Origin of the sequence: Lawsonia intracellularis PHE/MN1-00, from assembly GCF_000055945.1 — a bacterium.
GTDB lineage: Bacteria > Desulfobacterota > Desulfovibrionia > Desulfovibrionales > Desulfovibrionaceae > Bilophila > Bilophila intracellularis.
Map to the genome: position 1 here is coordinate 257691 of NC_008011.1, position 22392 is coordinate 280082.

The window sequence follows — 22392 nt, forward strand, 5'->3', positions numbered from 1 at the left end:
ACAGAAGTTATAATTAATACCTTGCAGATTTAAGGAGATTTCATGATTGGCATATCAAAGTTATATTGTGGTCAGGTAGAGTCGTCTGATGCATTACGATATGGACGTCATTCTGGAAAACTTCCTTCACATTTATTGCAATTTTCAGCAGATAAAAAACCAGTAGTGGTTTGGAACACAACACGTAGGTGCAACCTTAAATGTGTACACTGTTATGCAACTGCTTTAGATGAAGAAAAAGGGGCAGATCCTATGTCTACAGAACAAGGAAAAGCCCTTATTGATGATCTTGCAGCTTATGGTGCACCAGTATTATTACTTTCAGGCGGAGAACCTTTAGTTCGTAATGATTTAGTTGAGCTTGCAGCCTATGCGACAAGTCAAGGCATGAGAGCCGTTATTTCTACCAATGGAACATTAATTACAAAAGAAAAAGCACGTGAATTAAAACATGTTAACCTTTCTTATGTAGGAATTTCGCTTGATGGAGCAGAAGAGGTACATAATAAATTCCGTGGAGTACCAAATACTTTTAAAAAAACACTTGAAGGTATTGAAAACTGTAAAGCTGAAGGTCTTAAAGTAGGATTACGTTTTACCATTAACAAAAGAAACGTTGCTGATCTTCCAATAATATTTGATTTACTTCGTGATCTTGAAATTCCTCGAGTCTGTTTTTATCATCTTGTGTATTCTGGCCGTGGCTCTGATCTCATCCAGGAAGACTTAAGTCATGAGGAGACTCGTGCTACAATAGATCTTATTATGGAAAAAACTCGTAAGCTTTTTGAAGAAGGATACCCAAAAGAAGTACTTACAGTAGATAATCATGCTGATGGACCATATGTATGGATGCGATTGCAAAAAGAAGACCCAAAACGAGCAGCTGATGTTTTTGAACTATTACAATATAATGAAGGTAATAGTTCTGGAAGAGGCTTTGCATGTATTTCTTGGGATGGTAAAGTACATGCAGATCAGTTTTGGAGACATCATACATTTGGAAATGTCCTTGAAAGACCATTTTCTGAAATTTGGGATGACCCAAATATTGAATTGCTTCATAAAATGAAAAACAAAAAAGAGCATGTGAAAGGTAGATGTTCTACATGTCGCTTTCTTAATATTTGTGGAGGAAATTTTAGGGCTAGAGCTGAAGCTTATTATGGAGATGTTTGGGCTCCAGATCCAGCTTGTTACCTTACAGATGATGAAATAAAAAAATGAAAGTAAAACATTATATATATATATTAATATATTAGTGTTACGTCCAAATAAAATGACAATTAAACTTACTGTTTTTTAATTGGCATTTTATTTTATAAAAATAAAGGATACTCATGAATACTATTTTCTTTCGTGGCCGTAGGCTTCGACGTTCAATACAAGTTCGTGATTTAATCCAAGAAACTAGATTGCATAGTCAAGACTTGATTATGCCTTATTTTGTTGTTGATACAGATAATAGTAATTTTTTTCAGCCTATACCTTCTATGCCTAATCAGTATCAGCTTTCACTTTCTAATCTTGAAAAAAAAGTTGATGAAGCAATTAATCATGGTTTAAAATCTGTTATTCTTTTTGGGTTACCCAAAAAAAAAGATTCTTATGCTACAGAAGCTTATAATGAAAATGGTATTATACAGCAGGCAATTCGAACTTTAAAAAAGAAATGGCCTTCATTACACGTCATCACAGATGTTTGTCTTTGTGAGTATACAAATCATGGACATTGTGGACTACTAAAAGTAGAAGATCAGTGTGGGCATGTAAAAAATGATCCTACCCTTGAATTATTAACTAAAGTTGCTATCAGTCATGCTGAAGCTGGTGCAGACATGATAGCTCCATCTGATATGATGGACGGTCGAATTCAAGCGTTACGTTCTGGATTAGATCATGCTGGTTTTATAGATATACCCATTATGTCTTATTCTGCAAAATATGCGTCAGCTTATTATGGTCCATTTAGAGAAGCTGCTCAATCTGCTCCTCAAGTAGGTGATCGAAAAAGCTATCAGATGGATCCTGCAAATACAAATGAAGCACTTCGTGAAGTTCAAGCTGATATTAGTGAAGGTGCAGATATTATTATGGTTAAACCTGCAGGGCCATATCAAGATATCATCCGACGCATGTATGAGACATTTCCTGTTCCAATAGCAGCATATCAAGTAAGTGGTGAATATGCGCTTATTAAGGCTGCAGGAGAAAAAGGCTGGATCAACGAACAAGCTGTTATTATGGAATCCCTTATAGGTATTCGTCGTTCTGGTGCAAAATTAATAATAACGTACTTTACTGAGGACGTTCTAAAAAAAAGGTGGGTAGATTCATGAGTCTTCAAGCAGAAAAAATATCTCTAGAGGGACATCTTTCTAGAGGAAAAGATATGTATAAAGGCCATCCTCATGAACAATTAATGGGAAAAACTTCTGATGGAAGTGGACACCCTCATGTAAATGGAGCTCATCCTAAAAGTGCACATCCAGGAGGTATGCCTAGGACATTACCAGACGGATCACCAACATGTAAACTAATTGCATGGGAAGTAACACGCTCTTGTAACTTAGCTTGTAAGCACTGTAGAGCTGAAGCTCATATGGATCCATATCCTGGAGAATTTTCTACAGAAGAAGCTAAAGCTTTAATTGATACATTTCCTGAAGTTGGTAACCCTATTATTATTTTTACTGGTGGTGAGCCAATGATGCGTGCTGATGTATATGAACTCATGGCTTATGCAACGTCCAAAGGCTTACGTTGTGTAATGTCACCTAATGGAACACTTATTACTCCAGAAACAGCACATGCTATAAAAAAATCTGGTGTTCAACGTTGTTCAATCTCTCTTGATGGGTACAATGCTGAAAGCCATGATTCTTTTCGTATGGTTCCTGGAGCTTTTGAAGCTTCTCTTCGTGGTATTCAGTATCTTAAAGATGAAGGGGTAGAATTTCAAATTAATACTACTGTAACAAAAAGTAACCTCAATGATTTTAAAAAAATATTTAAACTCTGTGATGAACTAGGAGCTTCTGCTTGGCATATTTTCCTTCTTGTACCTATGGGTCGAGCTGCTGAAATTGCAGAACAATCCATTACAGCAGAAGAATATGAAGAAGTTTTACATTGGTTCTATGATTTTAGAAAAACAACCTCTATGCATTTAAAAGCCACCTGTGCCCCTCATTACTATAGAATTATGCGACAACGTGCCCATGAAGAAGGTGTTCCTGTTAATGTAGATACCTTTGGTATGGATGCCATGACTCGTGGTTGTCTTGGTGGAACAGGCTTCTGTTTTATAAGCTATGAAGGTCAAGTCCAACCTTGTGGATATCTCACTATGGATTGTGGTAATGTCCGTGAAACACCTTTCCCAGAAATATGGAAAAAAGCCAAAACATTTCAACAATTTCGTACTCAGTCTGAATATAAAGGTAAATGTGGTGTATGTGAATATCACAAATCTTGTGGTGGATGCAGGGCTCGAGCTTGGAGTATGGATGGTGATCATATGGGTGAAGAACCGCTTTGTACATATCAACCAAAACGCTATTTAAAACAAAAGAATTCTTCTCAACCTATTGATCATCAAGGCATTACACCTTGTGCTCGTGGCCATATGGGATAATCCTATGGATAATATTGATAAAAAACTATTAGATATTATACAAACAGGATTTCCTATTGTTCCAAGGCCTTATGCTGAGATTGGAGAAAAACTTGGAATAACTGAAGCTGAAGCATTAAGTAGAGTACGAGCTCTTAAAGGAAAAAAAATTATCCGTAGATTAGGTGCTAACTTTCAATCTTCCAAATTAGGTTTTCGATCCACATTATGTGCAGCAAAAGTACCTGATGAAAAAATGGAATTATTTACAACTGAAGTCAATAAACTTCCAGGAGTTACTCATAACTATATACGAGATCATGTTTATAATGTTTGGTTTACATTAATAGGTCCTTCATGGGAAGAAGTATGTTCAACGCTTGATGGTGTAACAGAGCGAACAGGTATAAAAATTCTCAATTTACCTGCTACTCGTATGTATAAAATTCGTGTAGACTTTCGTATGGATGATGAATAAATTAATTATCAATAATATCAATAAATATAAAGGTGCTCTCTAGTAGTAGGGAGCATTTTTTTATGATACATAAAAAACTCTTAAACTTTTGGGAGATAATAAGATAACTAACTATTAATTATCATAATTATCATTAAGAGATATTTTTAATAAGGAGTAACTATGCATTATCCCTTTAAAAATATTATACATTTATTCATAACATTAGTGATTAGTGTATGTATTGGATGTACTTCATATAAAATTTCTGAGAAATATCCATATATAGATGGTGCTGTTATTGAATATTCTAATAATGTTGGGAATAATGCTAAAGCTGAAAAAATTGATAATGGTATGTTTATACCAGATGGGAAAGGTGGATCCATATGGATACCTGGCTCAAATCCTCAAGGTCCGAATGAAGCATTTATTCAAGCTCAAGAGTTACGTTTAAAAGTAAGAGAGCTTGCATCACAACTTCTTGATACACAAGACAGTAGTTCTTTGATTGGTCTAATAGCATTACCAACTTCTTTTGTTAATTTGAATAATTTTTCAGAATCAAGTCCATTGGGTCGCTATATGTCAGAAGCTATGATTTATGAGTTCAATCAACGAGGATTTCCTATTAAAGAATATAGAATAGATACTAAAATTTCTATGAGTGAATCAGTCGGAGGTGAATTCTCTCTTCAAAGAAATCTACCAGCACTATCTGTTAAGCAACAATGGGCTGCAATTCTTGTTGGAACATACCTAAGAGAAAACAATGCTGTTTTTATTAATGTAAGACTTGTAAGAGCAAAAGATGGAATGGTATTACGTACCGCTCAAATTGTTCTTCCACAAAATGCACTACTTTCAAATATGATATCGCCACCATTATCTTCAGGTATCTTATATATTGGACCACAGGAAAATAATACATCTATATCTAAATTTAACCCTACTAGTTCTTCTCAACAAGAACAACAACTAGTTAAGCCTTCTGTGAAAACTCAGCTTGCTCAAGATACACAAGAAATGAATAATCAGCTTGAGCAAAAAGATAATAATAATAATAATAATAATAATAAGATAACTAAACAGATACAGTCTAACTCTCTAGAAGAGAGTAGCTCAAAAGCAACAATATCTCCTCCAGTTCCTGGGATGCCTAATAATCTATAATAAAGTGAGAAGATTATGCATAGGTTGTTATTCTTACTGTGTATCTGTATTATTACAATAAATGTAGGGTGTACAAAAATTATGTATGTTCCAGAGTCTTCAGAAACACTCCATAATTGGCATCTTGCTAGAGAATATCAAAGACAACAACGGTATGAACTTGCTAGACAATACTATATATTGGCTTTAGCTGGAGCAAGAGAACCTCAATCTCAAAAAACTCTTCAACTTGAAATAAAAGCTGTAGACAGAATGATAGAAGCTATGCGTTGAATATTCTTCATATGTTATCGGGAGTTATTATTATGTTCCGATTACTATTTATTTTTATTTTTAGTATAACTTTCCTTTTACCCAATAAAGTATTAGCTACTACTAGTGGAACAATCCCTACTGCTGCTGTAACAATAAGTGAACAATTAGATGCTCAACTTCTTCGTAGAATTGGAAATAATCTTTATAATAAATCCTCTATATCTATTGTGGTAACCCCAGCTGTACTTCTTGAAGATTTATCAAAAAGTAGCCCTTTAGCAAGACAACTGGCGGAAGAGATTACAAAGTGTTTAGTTCAAAATGGATATTCTGTCACAGAAATACGCAAAGCTAGTAAAATCATTATAGATAAAACAGGTCCTAAAATTCTTACTCAAGACCCATCACAGCTTGCAACAACTCAAGTAGAAGCAGTAGCTATACTTACAGGAACCTACACTGTTACAAAAAAGAATGTTAGATTCAATATAAAACTATTACATATACCAACAAATGATGTCTTAGCCACAGCGTCAACAACAATACCAATTACTAAAGAAATTTATCCATTATTAGTAGATAAAAATACTAAACCTGGAACACCAAGTGTAACTACAAAACTACAATAAATATTTTTTCATCAATTACCAATATAAATAATATATTAATTTTCTATTGTCATAGTATTACTTATTTCTATAAAATTAAAATATAAATAACACTATATTTATAGTAGCTATATACAATTGATATATTATATAGCTAGACTATAAAAAGTCTAAGTAATTTTTATATATAATTATTAGGTAAAATTAATTTTTATAATTAAAGAGAAGATAATAAAATAATACTTTATAAAAAGTATATAATTATTTTACTAAATATCTAGTAACAAGCCTATATCTTTTAAAAAATGTATACATTTTTTAAAAATTTTTTCTAAAAATATAGTTATATTATATAGTTGCAAGGTAACGCTATATGTTATCTTTCAAAGCTTACTTCACCTATAAATCACATGTTAATTATTTTGTGATATCTTACCATATGTTGATGTCACACGTCGTGAAGCTAGTCCTGTAGTAGATGGGGAAGGTATTGTAAGTTCCTTTTATTTATTTAATTCTTCTTGAGCTTTGTGTTGAGCAGCTACTTGAGCTTGTGTACCTGTAATTTGTTGTGTTTTATAAGCAGACTGGGCCAATGATTTACTTGCTCCTGTAGGATGTTGTGTCCTTGTAATTGGTACAGGAGAACCACTACTTTGTTGGGATACTGATAACTTAGATGCAATTTCAGCAGCTGCAGCTTTTGCTTCAGGTGTATTAAGAATTTCAGCATATGCTGAACGTAAGCCTGCAAGAACATCTATGACACTATCTATTAACTTGATATCTAACTTAAGATTTGCTTGAAGGAGTCGAGTAGTACAAAGGACATAGAGATTATGCAAATTTTCTGCAATTTCTCCTCCAAGATTCATATTTAATGATGATTCTAACTCACTAATAACATCAAGTGCTTTAGAAATAAGTATCCCTTTTGCACCAAAGTCTTTCTCTAAAATTTTCTCTTTAGCTTGATTAAGAAACTTTATTGCACCATCATATAAAAGAAGAAGAACTTCTCCTTGACCAGTCGTATTAAACTGAGCTTCTACATACGCCTGAGTTCCCTTAATCATAACAAGTTTCTCCTAGATGCTAAAAAAAGTATTATGCACCAAGTTGCCCTAAACTAGAAGCATTTGCTGACATCATCTGATTATATTTTGCTAATACAGCATCAAGTCTAGAAAATTTTAAACGCATCATACGTTCCCAACTAGTAACTCTTTGTGTTTCTTTTTCTATTCTTGTCTCAAGATTTTTCATAACATCCTTATAGTTATCTTGCATGATAATTAAAGGACCTGTGTTTTCTTTTAAAGGATCTTGCTGTACTTCAGCTTTAAGTGCTTCTTGTATTTGGCTAAGTTTACCTTGTTTGACTCTTACAGTACTTTCTACATTGATACCTGGAGTACGATTATTAACTGCTATACTAAGACCTGTAGCAGGACCAGATGTGACCGTATATATATTTTTTGCAGGATCAGATAGAGAAGCTTTTACACCTCCAATGTAAACGTCTCCTATAGTACCACTTGCATCTACAGAATACTTTACATCATATGTACCAGCTTGTGTTTTTCCAACAATATGATCTTGATAAGAAAAATCTGTTGAATCAGATATTCCAGAACTACCAGCTAATATATCTGCTACTGCTTGTGGATCTTTTTTTAATGCCTCATCAAGAGTTGTATAAGGTGCATCAGGACCAATTGTTTCTCTATCTAAAATTTTAAGTTGTCCAAAAGTTTCACTACCCTCATCAGCATCTACGACAATACCAATTGAAGCAAGTGATGAAAATAGATCCCCTGGACCATCTTGTGTTTGTTTAGGAGAAAAACCTAGACCATTAGAAGAAAAGATAGACTTAAGTCTAGTACTAAGCATTTGTATGCCAGTATCACCTGTAAATAGTCCAGCCTTCACTTTTGTAGGACTTTGTAAATATGATGGAATTTTACTTGAAGAACTAGAAGTGTCTTTACTATCATCTTTGTCTTCAGCTGTTGCTTTAGTTAACTCTTGAATTTTGGAAAGAACATTATTTATAGACTCTACTGCTTTCTCAACTTGTTTTTTTACTTCGTCAGTAGAAGTCTGAATTGTAATTTGTGTTTTCCCTTCGGAAAGTAGTGTAATTTGAAGTCCTGGGATAACTTCTGTAAGTTCATTTGTAGAAGATGTAAGTTCTTGGTCCCAACCATTAATATTAAAAATAGCATCTTGAGAATCACGTTTATTCCAGCCTGCTTGACCCGAAGATGTGAAACTTCCAAGATCAGTAGGGCTAGCGGTTACTTTAACTTGTTGATTAGGAACTGTTCCTTCTAATTGCAATACTATATCTGAGCCATGTTTTTCAAAAGTTGCACGTACTCCTGTATTTTTTGTATTTTCATTTATAGCTGTTTGGAGTTCTTTTGCTGTTGTTCCTGAAGGAATATCGAAAGTAAATGTTCTTCCATTGTATTCAAAAGAAAATTGTTGAGTTGTTCCTGAAGTATTAATAATTGTATCTTCACCATTAGCTAATGCACTGCTGGTAGCAACAGATGCTTTAAAGTCTGGAAGCGTTGTCTTATTTGAAATAGATAAAGTCGCATTTGCACCAGTTTCAGTTCCTTCAAGACTAAACATATAGCCATCGCCAGTCTTGATAAGGTTTGCTTTAACACCAGGATTATTAGAATCTTTGTTTATTAATGTTGCAAGATATTCAAGATCACTACCTGGAGGAACTTCAACTTCATGTAGTTCCCCTTTATACTCATAAGCAAAGATACCAGGTGAACCTGTATTATTAATACTTTCAGTTTTAGAATCAAAAATATGATTATTAGAAAGAATCGTGTTTGTTGCAAGCTGTTTCACATCAATTGTATGTGTTCCATCAGATGCATCAGAACTTGCCTTAACGCTTGCAACAGAAGTATTTGAAACAGAACCTTCTTTTTTTAAAATAGCACCAACAGAACTTAGCTTACTTAAAGACGCTTCAGTATCTTTAACTGTTTTTATAAGCTCTTCAAATGCTTTATATTTTTTTGTCCATTGTTCATGGGAAACTACAAGTCTATTTTTAGGAATAAGCTCAATTTTCTTAAGTTGATCAATCATAGCTTGGAAATCGGTTCCACTACCAATTCCTCCAAAAGAAATTCCTCCTGAAAGATAATCCGCCATAGTTTTGTCCTTACAAAAAAATTTTACCTATATGATCCTATTCAGCAAATAAAGTGCCAAATGTTATTTTCTTTATCGGAAAAACTTTTTTTATGTTTAGACATGAAAAAGAAAAAAATGCATTTTAAAAGAAAAATACTTAATGGAGGAGTGTATCTTCTTCTCGAGTAAACATTCTCCAACGTGTACCTGTTGGTGTATTTTCAGGAATTACTCTCAATATAGGGAAATCTTTCCAGCTATATACCATTGAATGATCAGGATAAACCTCACAATGCATATATTCAGATATAGTATGTGGTGATAGATTCTTTGGATCTTCTCCAAGTTCTTCAAGCTGCTCATATAAAAGTTCTTCAATACGAGCTGCTACTTTTTTAGATATGTTATCTGACATAATTATTCCTTTACCTATAATGAATGACTACCCTAACAGTATGTATTATAATGTTTTTTGGCAAGTAGCATCAAAATATTATAGAGATATCTTGACAGTATTATTGGATAGCGATAGAAATATTTCTTCAATAACATAGGCGCGTAGCTCAGGCGGTAGAGCACTTCCGTGACATGGAAGGGGTCAGCAGTTCAAGTCTGCTCGTGCCTACCATATACTTCCATTATTAAAGTAAAAAGATAAGTTAACCTTCAATTAAGGTAATAGTTATGCAGAGTGATATAAATAAAAATCATCTTACTATGACTGAAGGATTAACATATATTAATGAATCAGGTTTAAAAGAAGAAGAATCAAAAAATATTGTTGGTTACAACATTAATGGCTCAATAATAGATCTTTTTACACCTCTTCCTACCATAACAAAAGAAGTTATACCTATCACTATTGATTCAGAAGATGGTCTTGAAATGTTACGTCACTCAGCAGCACATATCCTTGCTGCTGCTGTAAAAAATCTTTTTCCTACAGTAAAAATATCTATTGGTCCTTCTATTGAGAATGGTTTTTATTACGACTTTGATGCAGAACGTCCTTTTACCCCAGAAGACTTTCCTGCTATTGAAGCTGAGATGCAACGTATTATTAATGAATCTATTCCTTTTGAGCGTATTGAAATTAGTAAAGCTGAAGCTCTAGAATTTTTTTCTTCTCTTCATGAAAATTATAAAGTCGAAATAATAAACTCCTTAGAAGATGGTAATATTACACTTTATCGAATAGGAAACTTTACAGATCTTTGTAAAGGTCCTCATGTTCCAAACACAAATTTTATAAAAGCTTTTAAACTACTTTCAGTAGCAGGTGCCTATTGGAGAGGTAATGAAAATAATCAGATGCTCTCTCGTATTTATGCTACAGCATTTCCTAATAAAAAATTATTAAAAACATATCTAACACAACTAGAAGAAGCTAAACGTCGTGATCATCGGAAGTTAGGTAAAGAGCTTAATTTATTTGAATTTCATGAGGACATTGCTCCAGGAATGGTTTTTTGGCAACCTAATGGGATGTTATTACGTACTATTTTAGAAGACTTCTTACGTAAAGAACACTTAAAAAGAGGATATCAACTCGTACAAGGTCCTCAATTACTTAGACGAGAACTTTGGGAAAAATCAGGTCACTATACAAATTATAAAGAAAATATGTATTTTACGGAAATTGAAGAAGATGTTTATGGGATAAAACCTATGAACTGTGTTTCTCACATGCTTCTTTATAAAACACATCTTCATAGTTATCGTGAACTTCCTCAAAGATATTTTGAACTAGGTGTAGTTCATCGCCATGAAAAATCTGGTGTATTACATGGACTCTTAAGAGTTCGCCAGTTTACACAAGATGATGCACACATTATTTGTATGCCCGAACAACTTGAAGAAGAAATTATTCAAGTTATTACTTTTGTCCGTGACCTTATGTCACTATTTGACTTTAATTACCATATTGTTATATCAACTAGGCCTGAAAAAAGCATAGGTTCTGACTATGCATGGGAACTTGCTACTTCTGCTTTAATTCAAGCAGTTGAAAAAATAAATCTTCCATACTCTATTAACCATGGAGATGGAGCATTTTATGGGCCTAAAATTGATATAAAAGTTACTGATGCTATTGGTCGTGAATGGCAACTTTCAACAATACAATGTGACTTTACATTGCCAGAGCGTTTTGAGTTAGAATATGTAGGTCAAGATGGAAAACGTCATCAGCCTGTAATGATTCATAGAGCTATTTTTGGCTCAATAGAACGCTTTATTGGTATATTAACAGAACATTATGCAGGTGCTTTCCCCACATGGTTAACACCTATACAAGTAAAAATATTAACTGTTACTGATGCACAAACACCTTTTGCAAAACATGTCTATAGTCAACTACAGGATGTAGGTATTCGTGTAGGACTAGACATTCGTAATGAAAAATTAGGTTTTAAAATTCGCGAAGCACAACTTGCTAAAATTCCTTATATTCTTGTTATCGGACAGAAAGAATTAGAATTAGAAAGTGTAAATGTACGATTGCGAACAGGAGAAAATATTGGTATGCAGTCAGTTACAGAGTTTATTAAACTTGTTGAAAATGACTGTATACAACCGTTCAAACGTGGAGGGATGAATTATCGCTTCTCTTAATATTAAACCTCGTAGAGAGGTTTCCCAAGATGGAGTATGCCGTAATGAGCAAATTTTTGCTCGAGAAGTGCGGGTTATTGGACCAGATGGTGAGCAGCTTGGTATTTTAGACCGTAATCAAGCTATTGCTATTGCTAAAGAACATGGCCTTGATCTTGTTGAAGTAGCAGCAACAGCAGATCCACCTGTATGTCGTATTATGGACTATGGAAAGTTTAAATATGAGGCACAAAAAAAGAAACAAGAAGCTAAAAAACGCCAAACAATAGTCCAAATTAAAGAAATTAAAATTCGTCCAAAAACTGATGAACATGACTTTGAAACTAAAGTTCGACATATTAAACGTTTTTTAGAAGAAGGTGATCGTGTTAAAGTTACAGTCTTTTTCCGTGGACGAGAAATTGTACATAAGGATAGAGGAATTGTAATTTTAGAACGAATTATACTTGAGACAAAAGAAGTAGGGAAGGTAGAGCAGGAGCCAAAAGCCGAAGGACGTACACTTCAAATGTTACTTGCCCCCTTGCCTAAAAAAGCTGTATAAATATGACTATAACTCATAAACCATATAGTTACTATAATACAACTAAACATATTTTGATTTCATTAGGAGAAAAGATATTATGCCCAAACTAAAAACAAGACGTTCTGCAGCAAAACGTTTTTCTTCTACAGGAAGTGGTAAGTTTAAACGCCGTAGACAAAACCTTAGACATATCCTTACAAAAAAATCACCTAAACGAAAAATGCAGCTAGGGCAAGTTACTATTCTAGCTCCAAGTAACGTTAAAGCAGTTCGTCGTATGATGCCATATGATTGTTAGTTCTGTTTTAATGGTTTATGATACATTTATATCACAAGTAGATCACTTTTTAGTTTACTTTTAGATAGTAAAGAAATAAAGGAATTATCATGCGTGTAAAAAGAGGGTTTTCTGCCCATCGTCGACATAAAAAATATTTAGAAATGGCAAAAGGGTTTCGTGGGGGACGTAGTCGGCTGTATCGTACTGCACGTGAAGCTGTAGAACGCTCATTAGTTTATGCATATATTGGAAGAAAGCAAAGAAAACGTGAATTCCGTAAGCTTTGGATATTACGTATTAATGCTGGTGCTCGTGAACATGGTCTTTCTTATTCTAAAATGATGGCAGGATTATCTCAAGCTGGAATTATGTTGAATCGTAAGATACTTGCAGAGCTTGCTGTTAAACAAAAAGAAGACTTTGCTAAACTAGTAGAAATTGCTAAAAATCAAGTTCATTAATTATAATAACAATATTACTTATTAACAAAAGTAGTTAAAGAATAAAGTAATAGTTATCAAATTAGATATAAAAAGTTAATTGAATGGACCTAATTAAGGAATTTGAACGCCTGATACCAGAAATTAAAAAAAATCTGGAACAGGCGTCTTCATTAGAACATATTGAACAAATAAGAGTAGCTTTTTTAGGACGAAAAGGGCAACTTGCTGCACTTATGTCAAAAATACCTTCAGTAGATACTTCACTACGGCCAGTAGTTGGAGAAACTGCAAATAGTGTAAAGAATCAACTTACTCAACTTATTCACGAATACAAAACTCAGCTTGACTTTCTAACAACTACTAATCGTATACAAAACTTTGATGCAGGCCTTCCTGGGAAACGACCTTGGTATGGAACACTACACCCAATTACAATTGTTTTAGAAGAAATTTGTTCAGTATTTACTAGCTTAGGATATACTATAGCAACAGGTCCCGAAGTAGAAACAGAATATCATAACTTTGAAGCACTTGGTATACCATCGGAACATCCTGCAAGAGATATGCAAGATACATTTTATATTTCTGATTCTATCCTATTACGTACACATACATCTTCTATTCAAATACGTACCATGTTAAAAAAACAACCTCCAATTGCAATTATTGCTCCTGGACGAGTATATCGTAGAGACTCTGATGTTACTCATACACCTATGTTTCATCAAATAGAAGGGCTTGTTGTTGATAAAAATATATCTATGTCACATCTACGTGGTACATTAACAGCATTTCTAAAAACAATTTTTGGCGCTGAAATAAAAATTCGATTCCGTCCAAGTTTTTTCCCCTTTACAGAGCCAAGTGCTGAAATGGATATTTCATGTCACCCTTGCAATAATACTGGCTATGTAAAAAATGAAATTTGTCGTATTTGTAAAGGAAGTGGATGGATTGAAATCCTTGGCTGTGGGATGGTACATCCAAAAGTTTTTGAGTCTGTAGGATATGATCATAATATATACTCTGGATTTGCTTTTGGACTTGGTGTTGAAAGAATAGCAATGTTAAAATATCACATTGAAGATCTAAGAATATTTTTTGAAAACGATCTACGCTTTCTACGTCAATTTATGTAAATATAAGCTAGATAGTATAAGTGATATGAAAGGCACAAAATGTTATTAAGTTTAAACTGGTTACGTGAATTTGTTCCATATGAAGGAACTGCTCAAGAGCTTGGTAATAGACTAACAATGCTTGGATTTGAGCTTGAAGATATCATAACACCATATAATAACATTCAATCCATTATAGTTGGAAAAGTTGTTCATTGTGAAAAACACCCAGAAGCTGACAAACTTTCTATTTGTACTATAGATATTGGTCAAGAAACATTACTACATGTTCTATGCGGTGCTCCAAACGTAGCTACAGGTCAAAAAGTTCCTGTAGCTACTATTGGTACTACTATGCCTGATGGTACCATTATAAAAAAAATTAAATTACGGGGCATAGAATCTTTTGGAATGATATGTTCTGAAAAAGAATTAGAATTTACAGATGATCATTCAGGAATTTTAGTTCTTCCAGAAGAACTAACTGTTGGGACATCACTAGTGAATGCTTTAAATCTTGATACAGAAATTCTAAAAATTAGTATTACACCAAACCGAGGAGATTGTTTATCTATTTTAGGACTTGCAAGAGAAATTTCTACTGCATTTGGGCTACCGTTATTTCCTCAGCAACCTATCCATTTCCTAGAAGTAGAGCCTGATTTTTCAAAAAATTGGTCTGTCCATGTTTCTTCTAAAAAAGTATGCTCATCATATCTATTACGTTTAGTTGAAAATATATCCGTACAAAAATCACCCTTACATATTCGCCATAGACTTCACTCAATGGGTATTCGTCCTATTTCTAATGTTGTAGATATCACAAATTATATCTTACTAGAATTAGGCCAACCACTTCATGCCTTTGATAAAGATCTTATTGAAGGTAATACAACATATATCTCTTTAGCAAAAGAAGAAGAAATACTTTGTACTCTTGACGGAAAAAATCATACATTAACTCCATCTGATTTAATTATCTATGATGATACTAAACCTATTGCACTAGCTGGTATTATGGGTTGTCAAAACTCAAAAGTAACAGAAGCAACAAAAAATATTCTTATTGAAAGTGCAGTATTTAATCCCAGTATAATTAGAAAAACAGCTCGACGGCTTGGTATTTCTACTGAATCTTCCTATCGTTTTGAAAGAGGTGTTGATTCATCTGGAGCGATGTATGCTCTTAATAAAGCCATTAAAATGATTATTGATACAAGTGGTGGAGAAGTCAAGATAGGTAATGCTCACTATGAACCTACACCTTATAAACAACCTATTATCCAACTTGATACATCAAACATACAAAAAGTAACAGGTACTTCTATTCCTTCTAACTTCTGTATCAATACACTGACACAACTTGGTTTTGAAATAGACACTTCTAACTGTAATATATGGGATATTACTATACCAAGTTGGAGAAAAGATATTCAACATTCTGTAGATCTTATTGAAGAACTACTTCGATTTTATGGACTAAATACTATACCTGAAGAACTTCCATGTATTTATAAATCACTAAATGACATAGGATTACCAGAATCTCAGTATCAGTTTATTACAAAAGTTAAACATTGGGCTTGTGGAATAGGACTTAATGAAACTGAAAATTATAGTTTTATAGGAAATAACGAGTTAGATTTGCTTAAATTTTCTAATAATACTAGACTTATTATATACAATCCCCTTACAGAAGAGCAAAATGTACTTAGAACCTCACTTATACCTAGTCTTTTAAACAATGTGAAATATAATGTAGCTCATGGAAATACTGGATTAAGATTATTTGAAGTTGCTAATACATATACATTTGAAGCAATATCAGAAACAACAGCAAAAGAAGTCCTAAAACTAGGCATAGTTATGCATGGTGATTTATTTGATACAGGTTGGCCTCAACCTTCTACTAGCGCCTCTTATTTAGATCTTTTAGGTATTGTTGAACACTTTATAACTTTTTTACATTTACCACCCCTGACTACTTCACAAACTGATACTTATGCATTTCTTAACCCTGGAGTTGATCTTTTTATCCATGGGAAAAAAATTGGATATATTGGCTGTATATCTCAACATATTGCAAAAAATTGCCATACCCATAAAGAAATATGGATTACTGAGCTTGATTTAGAAACATTAGCTCATTTATATAAAAATATAAAAATAACATTTAAACCATTACCAATTTATCCATCTTCTTATAGAGATATGACTCTTATTATTACTTCTAATACTTCTATCTCAAACATAAAAAGTTATATGGACTTAATAGATATTCCTATATTAGAAAACATTTTCTTATTAGATATATTTAGACCTAATAATATAGAACAACATTGTACGTTTCGTTTCGTTTTTAGAAGTGCTAAAAAAACACTCAAGGATAGCGAAATTGATTTGGCTTATAAAAAAATCACTGAAATACTATCCAATCAATGTAATATAAGATTTAATGTATTACTTGAATAATATTTAATGACAATGTAAGATATCTAGAGGTAGGTACGTAATGAATGAACGATTATATAAAATCGGTGAAGCAGCACGTATACTTGAACTTGAAAGTTATATCTTACGTTATTGGGAAACAGAATTTTCTCAACTTTCTCCAAAACGTACGCCAAAAGGGCAGCGTTTATATTCAGAAACAGATATAAAACTTCTTTTCAGGTTAAAATACTTACTGCATGAACAAGGACTAACAATAGAAGGAGCACGTCGAGTACTTTCTGGTGACTCAGCTTTACTGATAACACCACAAACAAAAAACAAAAATGAAACTAAGTCGATTAAAAACGAAACAACAATATTTAAAGAAAAAGAAGAAATGGAAAAATTATTAGATACAATTAAAACAGTTGAAAAAGAACTCTTATATATAAAACAACTACTTAACAAATCTTCAACTTTTTCATTATCCTGCTAAAGCCCTAGAGTTTTATACTATGATTCTTTCGCCTTCCCTCTTATCTGCTAAAATAGGGAGCCTTGAAACTGAACTCCATGAATTAGAAGCTGCAGGACTTCAATGGGTGCATTGGGATGTCATGGATGGACACTTTGTTCCTAATATAACATTTGGACAACACGTTATTCAGCAACTTCGTCCTTGTTCATCTCTATTTTTTGATGTTCATCTTATGATCTCATCTCCTGAACGTTATATTTCAAATTTTCATACTGCTGGAGCTAATTTACTTGTTGTTCATGTTGAAGCAACTATACACTTACAACGAGTTGTTTCTGAAATTCATCGACTTGGAATGAAAGCTGGTGTTGCTCTAAATCCTTCTACCTCCTTATCAGTACTAGAATATATTTTAGATGATATTGATTTAGTTCTCCTTATGAGTGTCAATCCAGGTTTTGGAGGACAACATTTCCTTTCTTCTACTTATGAAAAAATATACAACTTACGCAGGATGATTGATGAAAGAGAAAAAACAATCCTTATTCAAGTGGATGGTGGAGTAACTTTATCTAATACAAAAGCATTACTAGATGCAGGAACTGATGTTTTTGTTTGTGGTTCTTCATTTTTTGTAGGAGAATCTTACTCAGAGAAACGATATCAATTTGAATCTGTTGCCAATAGTCTAACCATTTAATCTTCTTACAACATCTCTTCATGGAAAAAAATATACCATCTCGTAAAGAATTAGCTAATGTCTTGCGTATCCTAACAATAGACGCTGTAGAAAAAGCCAACTCTGGACATCCTGGCGCACCTATGGGAATGGCTGATATTGCTGAATCACTATGGCGGTGCTTTCTTAAACATAATCCTTCTAATCCTCAATGGATTAATAGGGATCGTTTTATACTTTCTAATGGTCATGCTTCAATGCTGCTTTATGGAGTATTACACCTTTCTGGTTATGATTTATCAATAGATGATATTCAAAACTTTCGTCAGCTTCACTCTAAAACACCAGGCCATCCTGAATATAAATGTACACCAGGTGTAGAAGTAACAACTGGCCCATTAGGTCAAGGCTTAGCAGTAGCTGTTGGTATGGCAATGGCTGAACGTTTATTAGCTACAACATTTAATCGTGAACACTTTCCTATTATTGATCATTATACATATGTTTTTGTGGGCGATGGTTGTCTAATGGAAGGTATTTCTCAAGAAGCTTGTTCATTTGCTGGAACTCATCACCTTGGAAAGCTTATTGTTTTTTATGATAATAATGGTATTTCTATAGATGGAAAGGTTAATAAATGGTTTACTGATGATACACCTGCTCGATTTAATGCTTGTGGTTGGCATGTCATTCCTAATATCGATGGCCATAATGCAGAAGCTATTGATTCTGCCATAATACTTGCTAAAAGTATAACAGATAAACCTACACTTATTTGTTGTAATACAATCATAGGATATGGCTCTCCAAATAAATCAAATAGTCAAAGTTCACATGGTGCACCACTTGGAAAGAGTGAGTGTGATGCTGTTAGAACAGAATTACACTGGAAGTCAGAACCATTCCAAATCCCAGAACAAATATATAAAGCATGGGATTGCCGTAAAAAAGGAACTATGCTTGAAAATGAATGGAATGAACTCTATTCAAAATATTGTTCAACATACCCAGAACTTTCTTCTGAACTTGAAAGAAGAATACAACACATACTTCCTGAGTGCTGGAATTCGCTAACAACATCTTACTTACAAGAAATAGAACAAAATAAAATAGCTATAGCTACTCGAGTAGCTTCAAAAAACACTTTAGATATTATTGCTCCTTGCTTACCAGAGCTTATTGGAGGTTCTGCTGATTTATCTGGCTCAGTTGGAACAATCCATAGCCACACTAAGTATATCTGCAATTTATCATATGATGGAAACTATCTCTCATATGGAGTTCGTGAATTTCTTATGGGTTCAATCATGAATGGCATAGCGCTTCATGGAGGATTTATTCCTTATGGTGGAACGTTTTTAGTTTTTTCAGACTATGCAAAAGCTGCTATCCGCCTTTCAGCTATGATGAATCAGCATGTTATTTGGCTTCTTAGCCATGACTCAATTGGTGTTGGAGAAGATGGACCAACACATCAACCAATTGAACATATCAGTTCTCTTCGTCTTATTCCAAATCTTAATGTATGGAGACCTTGTGATGCTGTAGAAACAACTATAGCATGGGAAAAGTCTATTGAATCTCAAAAAACATCATGTATCACTTTAAGTAGACAACCACTTACTTATCAAAGTCGTACAAAAGAACAAATATCAAATATACAATATGGTGGATATATCTTATATGAACCCACAAAATCACCAGAGTTAATTCTTATTGCAACTGGCTCAGAAGTTGAACTAGCTATAACTTCAGCAATTCAATTAGAAAAAGAAGGGTATGCTATTCGAGTTGTTTCTATGCCATGTACATCCATTTTTGATTCACAACCAAAAGAATACAAAGAATTAGTGCTTCCAAGTACTATTCGAAAAAGAATTGCAATTGAAGCAGCTATAACTGACTATTGGTGGAAATATGTTGGATTTGATGGTGATGTTGTTGGTATAGACACATTTGGAGAGTCAGCTCCAGCCCAAATATTATTTTCTCATTTTGGCTTTACAAAAGAACATATTATTTCTAAAGCTAAAAACTTATTACAAAAATAGTAATGAGTACCATATGAATAATTAATAATTGCTATCTATTTTTTCATATATGCATATTAATATTGTCACGCTATTTCCAGACTGGTTCACTTCTCCTTTAAATACAGCGTTATTAGGAAAAGCAAAAACATCTCGTCTTATCCAAACACATCTTATCAATCCACGTGACTGGACGCTTGATCGACACAAAAAAGTAGATGATCGTCCTTATGGGGGTGGCCCAGGAATGATAATGATGTTAGATCCTATTGTTCGTTCATTAAACTATATTTCAGAACAATCTCAAGGACATGGACGAATTATTATGTTATCTGCATCAGGAAAACCATTTACACAAAAATTTGCTCATGAACTTGCAAAAGAAAAAACCTTAACTATTATATGTGGACGTTATGAAGGTATTGATTATCGTTTATCAGAGCTTTTTCCTATAGAATCTATTAGGGTTGGAGAAGCTGTTATTAATGGTGGGGAAGCTGCGGCTATGATGCTTATAGAAGCAACATCTAGGCTACTTCCTGGATTTATAGGAAAAGAAACATCTTATACAGAAGAAAGTTTTTCAAATAATCTATTAGAGTATCCTCAATATACCCGTCCAGAATTATATGAAAGTATATCTGTTCCTAAAGTTTTACTTGAAGGAAATCATCAAAAAATAAAACAGTGGCAACGAAAACAATCTCTCAAAGTAACATTTAATACCTGTCCTGAGATGTTAAATAAAGCTAATCTCTCTACTTCAGATATGGAGTTTTTTTGTAATAATATAAAAGAACTGGCTAGATTAAATTTAGGACGAAACCTTCATTGTGTATTGTTGCACTATCCTGTTATGTTAGGAGATCAAACAATTGGTGCGACATCTTTGACAAACCTAGATGTTCATGATATAGCTCGTTGTGCTAAAACCTATGGATTAGGTAGTGTTACTATAGTGACGCCGCTTCAAGATCAACAAAATATTTTAGAAAAAATTATTACACATTGGACAGTAGGAGCAGGAGGAAAATCAAATCCTGATAGAGCAGAAGCTTTTAAGCTTGTGAATATAGCATCAGACTTACAATCATCCCTAGATACTATTGAAAATTATACAGGACAATCCCCATTACTTATTGGAACAACTGCCTGTAAATATGGTGTGTTACTACCTTGTGATGTAAAAGAAATGCTATTACAACAACCAATTGCTCTTCTTTTTGGTACTGGTCACGGTCTTACACCAGATACTTTAAATAGTTGTTTTGGAGTATTACGTCCATTACGATGGATAGATAACTATAATCATCTTCCTGTACGTAGTGCTGTTGCCATAACTCTGGACAGAATTTTAGGTGATTTTTACTAAATATATAGTAGGTATTCTTTTCAAAGGAGAAATAGATGGACATTTTCAAAAAAATTGAACGTGAACAAATGCGACTAGATATTCCTAGTTTTAAATCAGGGGACACTATAAAAGTTTATTTTCGTATTGTAGAAGGGGAGAAAGAACGAATCCAAGTTTTTCAAGGAAATGTTATTCGTATTCATAGAGGTACAACCAATGCTACTATTACAGTCCGTAAAATATCTGACGGGGTAGGTGTTGAACGTATTGTTCCTCTTCATTCTCCTTTGGTTGATCATATAGAAGTCGTTAGTGAGGGACGTGTCCGTCGTAGTCGACTTTACTATCTTCGTAATCTTAGAGGGAATGCTGCACGCATTAAACCCAAAAAAATTTATTAACGTCTCCTATTTTTTTAAATAAACATAGAGGGACATTAAAGTCCCTTTTCTTTTTTGGAGAAGCCTGTGTTTCAAAAAAAATTAAAACAACAACAGATAGTTGTTAAACAAAGCTTACCAATAACTCCCCATGAGCTAGTATATGATAACTTATCTTTACTCACTGCAGGTCTTGATGAAGTTGGACGTGGATGCCTTGCTGGACCAGTTGTTGCTGGAGCAGTCATCTTACCAGACACTATATCAATAGATGGACTTGCTGATTCAAAAACAATCTCTTCTAACCGTCGATATATCCTTGCAAAAAAAATATATGAAACTGCTATTAGCTGGGGTATTGGAGTTGTTTGGCCAAAAGAAATAGACGAAATAAATATCTTACAAGCAAGTCTTAAAGCTATGGCTCATGCTGCAACTGTATTAAAAACTTTTCCAGAACTTCTTCTTATTGATGGCAACAAAGCTATACCTCAAAAATTTTTTATCCAATTTGGTTGGAACTTTTTACCAATACAACATTCTATCATTAAAGGGGATGCTAGTATTCCAGCCATATCAGCTGCTTCTATTATTGCAAAAACTTTTCGCGATACTTTAATGTCTAAACTTGATAAACGTTATCCTCAATATAATTTTTCTAAAAATAAAGGGTATGGCTCAAAAACACATCGAGAAATATTACAAAAAATTGGCCCTTCTCCTATTCACAGAATGACATTCAAAGGCGTCACTTCTCACTAGTCGTATCCAGTTA

At 33.5% G+C, this 22392-nt stretch carries 22 protein-coding genes and 1 tRNA gene; 20 read left to right on the forward strand and 3 right to left on the reverse strand.

Going from position 1 to position 22392, the window contains the following annotated elements:
• The first annotated feature begins 42 nt into the window (after positions 1-42).
• The 7 genes from ahbC to LI_RS01160 all read left to right on the forward strand — a co-directional run bounded on the left by ahbC (position 43) and on the right by LI_RS01160 (position 6130).
• Positions 43-1227 carry a 12,18-didecarboxysiroheme deacetylase gene (gene ahbC, locus LI_RS01130; protein ID WP_011526286.1) on the forward strand — a complete coding sequence of 395 codons (1185 nt, stop codon included), beginning with the start codon at positions 43-45 and terminating at the stop codon, positions 1225-1227.
• A gap of 113 nt (positions 1228-1340) precedes the next feature.
• Positions 1341-2339, forward strand: a complete 999-nt coding sequence (gene hemB, locus LI_RS01135; RefSeq protein WP_011526287.1) for a porphobilinogen synthase — start codon at positions 1341-1343, stop codon at positions 2337-2339.
• A gap of 53 nt (positions 2340-2392) precedes the next feature.
• The gene (ahbD, locus tag LI_RS01140) at positions 2393-3637 is read left to right on the forward strand and encodes a heme b synthase (protein WP_081475778.1); all 1245 of its coding nucleotides are present in this window, start codon (positions 2393-2395) and stop codon (positions 3635-3637) included.
• Positions 3638-3641: 4 nt separating this feature from the next.
• A complete protein-coding gene (ahbA, locus tag LI_RS01145) occupies positions 3642-4094 on the forward strand; it encodes a siroheme decarboxylase subunit alpha (protein ID WP_011526289.1) in 453 nt (150 codons plus the stop codon).
• 162 nt (positions 4095-4256) lie between these two features.
• Positions 4257-5246 (forward strand): FlgO family outer membrane protein, encoded by a 990-nt coding sequence (locus LI_RS01150; RefSeq protein WP_011526290.1) that lies wholly within the window; start codon positions 4257-4259, stop codon positions 5244-5246.
• 81 nt (positions 5247-5327) lie between these two features.
• Positions 5328-5519: a hypothetical protein gene (locus LI_RS01155; protein WP_050812169.1), complete on the forward strand. Its 192-nt coding sequence runs from the start codon at positions 5328-5330 to the stop codon at positions 5517-5519.
• Between the two features lie 32 nt (positions 5520-5551).
• Positions 5552-6130: a FlgO family outer membrane protein gene (locus LI_RS01160; RefSeq protein ID WP_015353695.1), complete on the forward strand. Its 579-nt coding sequence runs from the start codon at positions 5552-5554 to the stop codon at positions 6128-6130.
• A gap of 482 nt (positions 6131-6612) precedes the next feature.
• On the opposite strand, the gene fliS is transcribed toward LI_RS01160, so the two are convergent.
• From fliS to LI_RS01175, 3 genes are all read right to left on the reverse strand, one after another.
• Positions 6613-7185: a flagellar export chaperone FliS gene (gene fliS, locus LI_RS01165; protein WP_011526292.1), complete on the reverse strand. Its 573-nt coding sequence runs from the start codon at positions 7183-7185 to the stop codon at positions 6613-6615.
• Positions 7186-7216: 31 nt separating this feature from the next.
• Entirely contained in the window at positions 7217-9301 is a 2085-nt protein-coding gene (fliD, locus tag LI_RS01170; RefSeq protein ID WP_011526293.1) for a flagellar filament capping protein FliD, read from the reverse strand.
• A 139-nt stretch (positions 9302-9440) separates the two neighbouring features.
• Positions 9441-9698, reverse strand: a complete 258-nt coding sequence (locus LI_RS01175; protein WP_113613266.1) for a hypothetical protein — start codon at positions 9696-9698, stop codon at positions 9441-9443.
• A 137-nt stretch (positions 9699-9835) separates the two neighbouring features.
• Between LI_RS01175 and LI_RS01180 the strand changes: the two genes are divergently transcribed.
• From LI_RS01180 to LI_RS01240, 13 genes are all read left to right on the forward strand, one after another.
• Positions 9836-9911: transfer RNA gene (locus LI_RS01180), tRNA-Val, on the forward strand.
• Between the two features lie 56 nt (positions 9912-9967).
• Positions 9968-11896 carry a threonine--tRNA ligase gene (gene thrS, locus LI_RS01185; protein WP_011526294.1) on the forward strand — a complete coding sequence of 643 codons (1929 nt, stop codon included), beginning with the start codon at positions 9968-9970 and terminating at the stop codon, positions 11894-11896.
• Between the two features lies 1 nt (position 11897).
• Positions 11898-12440 (forward strand): translation initiation factor IF-3, encoded by a 543-nt coding sequence (infC, locus tag LI_RS01190; RefSeq protein WP_041817036.1) that lies wholly within the window; start codon positions 11898-11900, stop codon positions 12438-12440.
• Between the two features lie 79 nt (positions 12441-12519).
• The gene (rpmI, locus tag LI_RS01195; RefSeq protein ID WP_015353696.1) at positions 12520-12720 is read left to right on the forward strand and encodes a 50S ribosomal protein L35; all 201 of its coding nucleotides are present in this window, start codon (positions 12520-12522) and stop codon (positions 12718-12720) included.
• An 89-nt stretch (positions 12721-12809) separates the two neighbouring features.
• Positions 12810-13163, forward strand: coding sequence for a 50S ribosomal protein L20 (gene rplT, locus LI_RS01200; protein WP_011526296.1), 354 nt, complete (start codon positions 12810-12812; stop codon positions 13161-13163).
• Between the two features lie 83 nt (positions 13164-13246).
• Positions 13247-14284, forward strand: coding sequence for a phenylalanine--tRNA ligase subunit alpha (gene pheS, locus LI_RS01205; RefSeq protein WP_011526297.1), 1038 nt, complete (start codon positions 13247-13249; stop codon positions 14282-14284).
• 39 nt (positions 14285-14323) lie between these two features.
• A complete protein-coding gene (pheT, locus tag LI_RS01210) occupies positions 14324-16735 on the forward strand; it encodes a phenylalanine--tRNA ligase subunit beta (protein WP_011526298.1) in 2412 nt (803 codons plus the stop codon).
• 40 nt (positions 16736-16775) lie between these two features.
• Positions 16776-17192, forward strand: a complete 417-nt coding sequence (locus LI_RS01215) for a MerR family transcriptional regulator (RefSeq protein ID WP_011526299.1) — start codon at positions 16776-16778, stop codon at positions 17190-17192.
• 19 nt (positions 17193-17211) lie between these two features.
• A complete protein-coding gene (gene rpe, locus LI_RS01220) occupies positions 17212-17874 on the forward strand; it encodes a ribulose-phosphate 3-epimerase (RefSeq protein ID WP_015353697.1) in 663 nt (220 codons plus the stop codon).
• A gap of 20 nt (positions 17875-17894) precedes the next feature.
• The gene (gene tkt, locus LI_RS01225) at positions 17895-19904 is read left to right on the forward strand and encodes a transketolase (protein ID WP_015353698.1); all 2010 of its coding nucleotides are present in this window, start codon (positions 17895-17897) and stop codon (positions 19902-19904) included.
• A 49-nt stretch (positions 19905-19953) separates the two neighbouring features.
• On the forward strand, positions 19954-21255 hold the full coding sequence (gene trmD, locus LI_RS01230; protein ID WP_015353699.1) for a tRNA (guanosine(37)-N1)-methyltransferase TrmD: 1302 nt from the start codon (positions 19954-19956) through the stop codon (positions 21253-21255).
• 35 nt (positions 21256-21290) lie between these two features.
• A complete protein-coding gene (gene rplS, locus LI_RS01235; RefSeq protein ID WP_011526303.1) occupies positions 21291-21638 on the forward strand; it encodes a 50S ribosomal protein L19 in 348 nt (115 codons plus the stop codon).
• Between the two features lie 66 nt (positions 21639-21704).
• Positions 21705-22379, forward strand: a complete 675-nt coding sequence (locus tag LI_RS01240; protein ID WP_011526304.1) for a ribonuclease HII — start codon at positions 21705-21707, stop codon at positions 22377-22379.
• Positions 22380-22392 lie beyond the last annotated feature (13 nt).

What these genes read in the sequence shown, in the direction of transcription:
- tkt (WP_015353698.1), top strand. Translation starts at nt 17,895, where the DNA reads ATGGAAAAAAATATACCATCTCGTAAAGAATTAGCTAATGTCTTGCGT.
- hemB (WP_011526287.1), top strand. Translation starts at nt 1,341, where the DNA reads ATGAATACTATTTTCTTTCGTGGCCGTAGGCTTCGACGTTCAATACAA.
- LI_RS01175 (WP_113613266.1), bottom strand. Translation starts at nt 9,698, where the DNA reads ATGTCAGATAACATATCTAAAAAAGTAGCAGCTCGTATTGAAGAACTT.
- LI_RS01155 (WP_050812169.1), top strand. Translation starts at nt 5,328, where the DNA reads ATGTATGTTCCAGAGTCTTCAGAAACACTCCATAATTGGCATCTTGCT.
- pheT (WP_011526298.1), top strand. Translation starts at nt 14,324, where the DNA reads ATGTTATTAAGTTTAAACTGGTTACGTGAATTTGTTCCATATGAAGGA.
- ahbD (WP_081475778.1), top strand. Translation starts at nt 2,393, where the DNA reads ATGTATAAAGGCCATCCTCATGAACAATTAATGGGAAAAACTTCTGAT.
- rpmI (WP_015353696.1), top strand. Translation starts at nt 12,520, where the DNA reads ATGCCCAAACTAAAAACAAGACGTTCTGCAGCAAAACGTTTTTCTTCT.
- ahbC (WP_011526286.1), top strand. Translation starts at nt 43, where the DNA reads ATGATTGGCATATCAAAGTTATATTGTGGTCAGGTAGAGTCGTCTGAT.
- ahbA (WP_011526289.1), top strand. Translation starts at nt 3,642, where the DNA reads ATGGATAATATTGATAAAAAACTATTAGATATTATACAAACAGGATTT.
- LI_RS01150 (WP_011526290.1), top strand. Translation starts at nt 4,257, where the DNA reads ATGCATTATCCCTTTAAAAATATTATACATTTATTCATAACATTAGTG.
- rplT (WP_011526296.1), top strand. Translation starts at nt 12,810, where the DNA reads ATGCGTGTAAAAAGAGGGTTTTCTGCCCATCGTCGACATAAAAAATAT.
- thrS (WP_011526294.1), top strand. Translation starts at nt 9,968, where the DNA reads ATGCAGAGTGATATAAATAAAAATCATCTTACTATGACTGAAGGATTA.
- LI_RS01160 (WP_015353695.1), top strand. Translation starts at nt 5,552, where the DNA reads ATGTTCCGATTACTATTTATTTTTATTTTTAGTATAACTTTCCTTTTA.
- rpe (WP_015353697.1), top strand. Translation starts at nt 17,212, where the DNA reads ATGATTCTTTCGCCTTCCCTCTTATCTGCTAAAATAGGGAGCCTTGAA.
- LI_RS01215 (WP_011526299.1), top strand. Translation starts at nt 16,776, where the DNA reads ATGAATGAACGATTATATAAAATCGGTGAAGCAGCACGTATACTTGAA.
- trmD (WP_015353699.1), top strand. Translation starts at nt 19,954, where the DNA reads ATGCATATTAATATTGTCACGCTATTTCCAGACTGGTTCACTTCTCCT.
- fliS (WP_011526292.1), bottom strand. Translation starts at nt 7,185, where the DNA reads ATGATTAAGGGAACTCAGGCGTATGTAGAAGCTCAGTTTAATACGACT.
- rplS (WP_011526303.1), top strand. Translation starts at nt 21,291, where the DNA reads ATGGACATTTTCAAAAAAATTGAACGTGAACAAATGCGACTAGATATT.
- fliD (WP_011526293.1), bottom strand. Translation starts at nt 9,301, where the DNA reads ATGGCGGATTATCTTTCAGGAGGAATTTCTTTTGGAGGAATTGGTAGT.
- pheS (WP_011526297.1), top strand. Translation starts at nt 13,247, where the DNA reads ATGGACCTAATTAAGGAATTTGAACGCCTGATACCAGAAATTAAAAAA.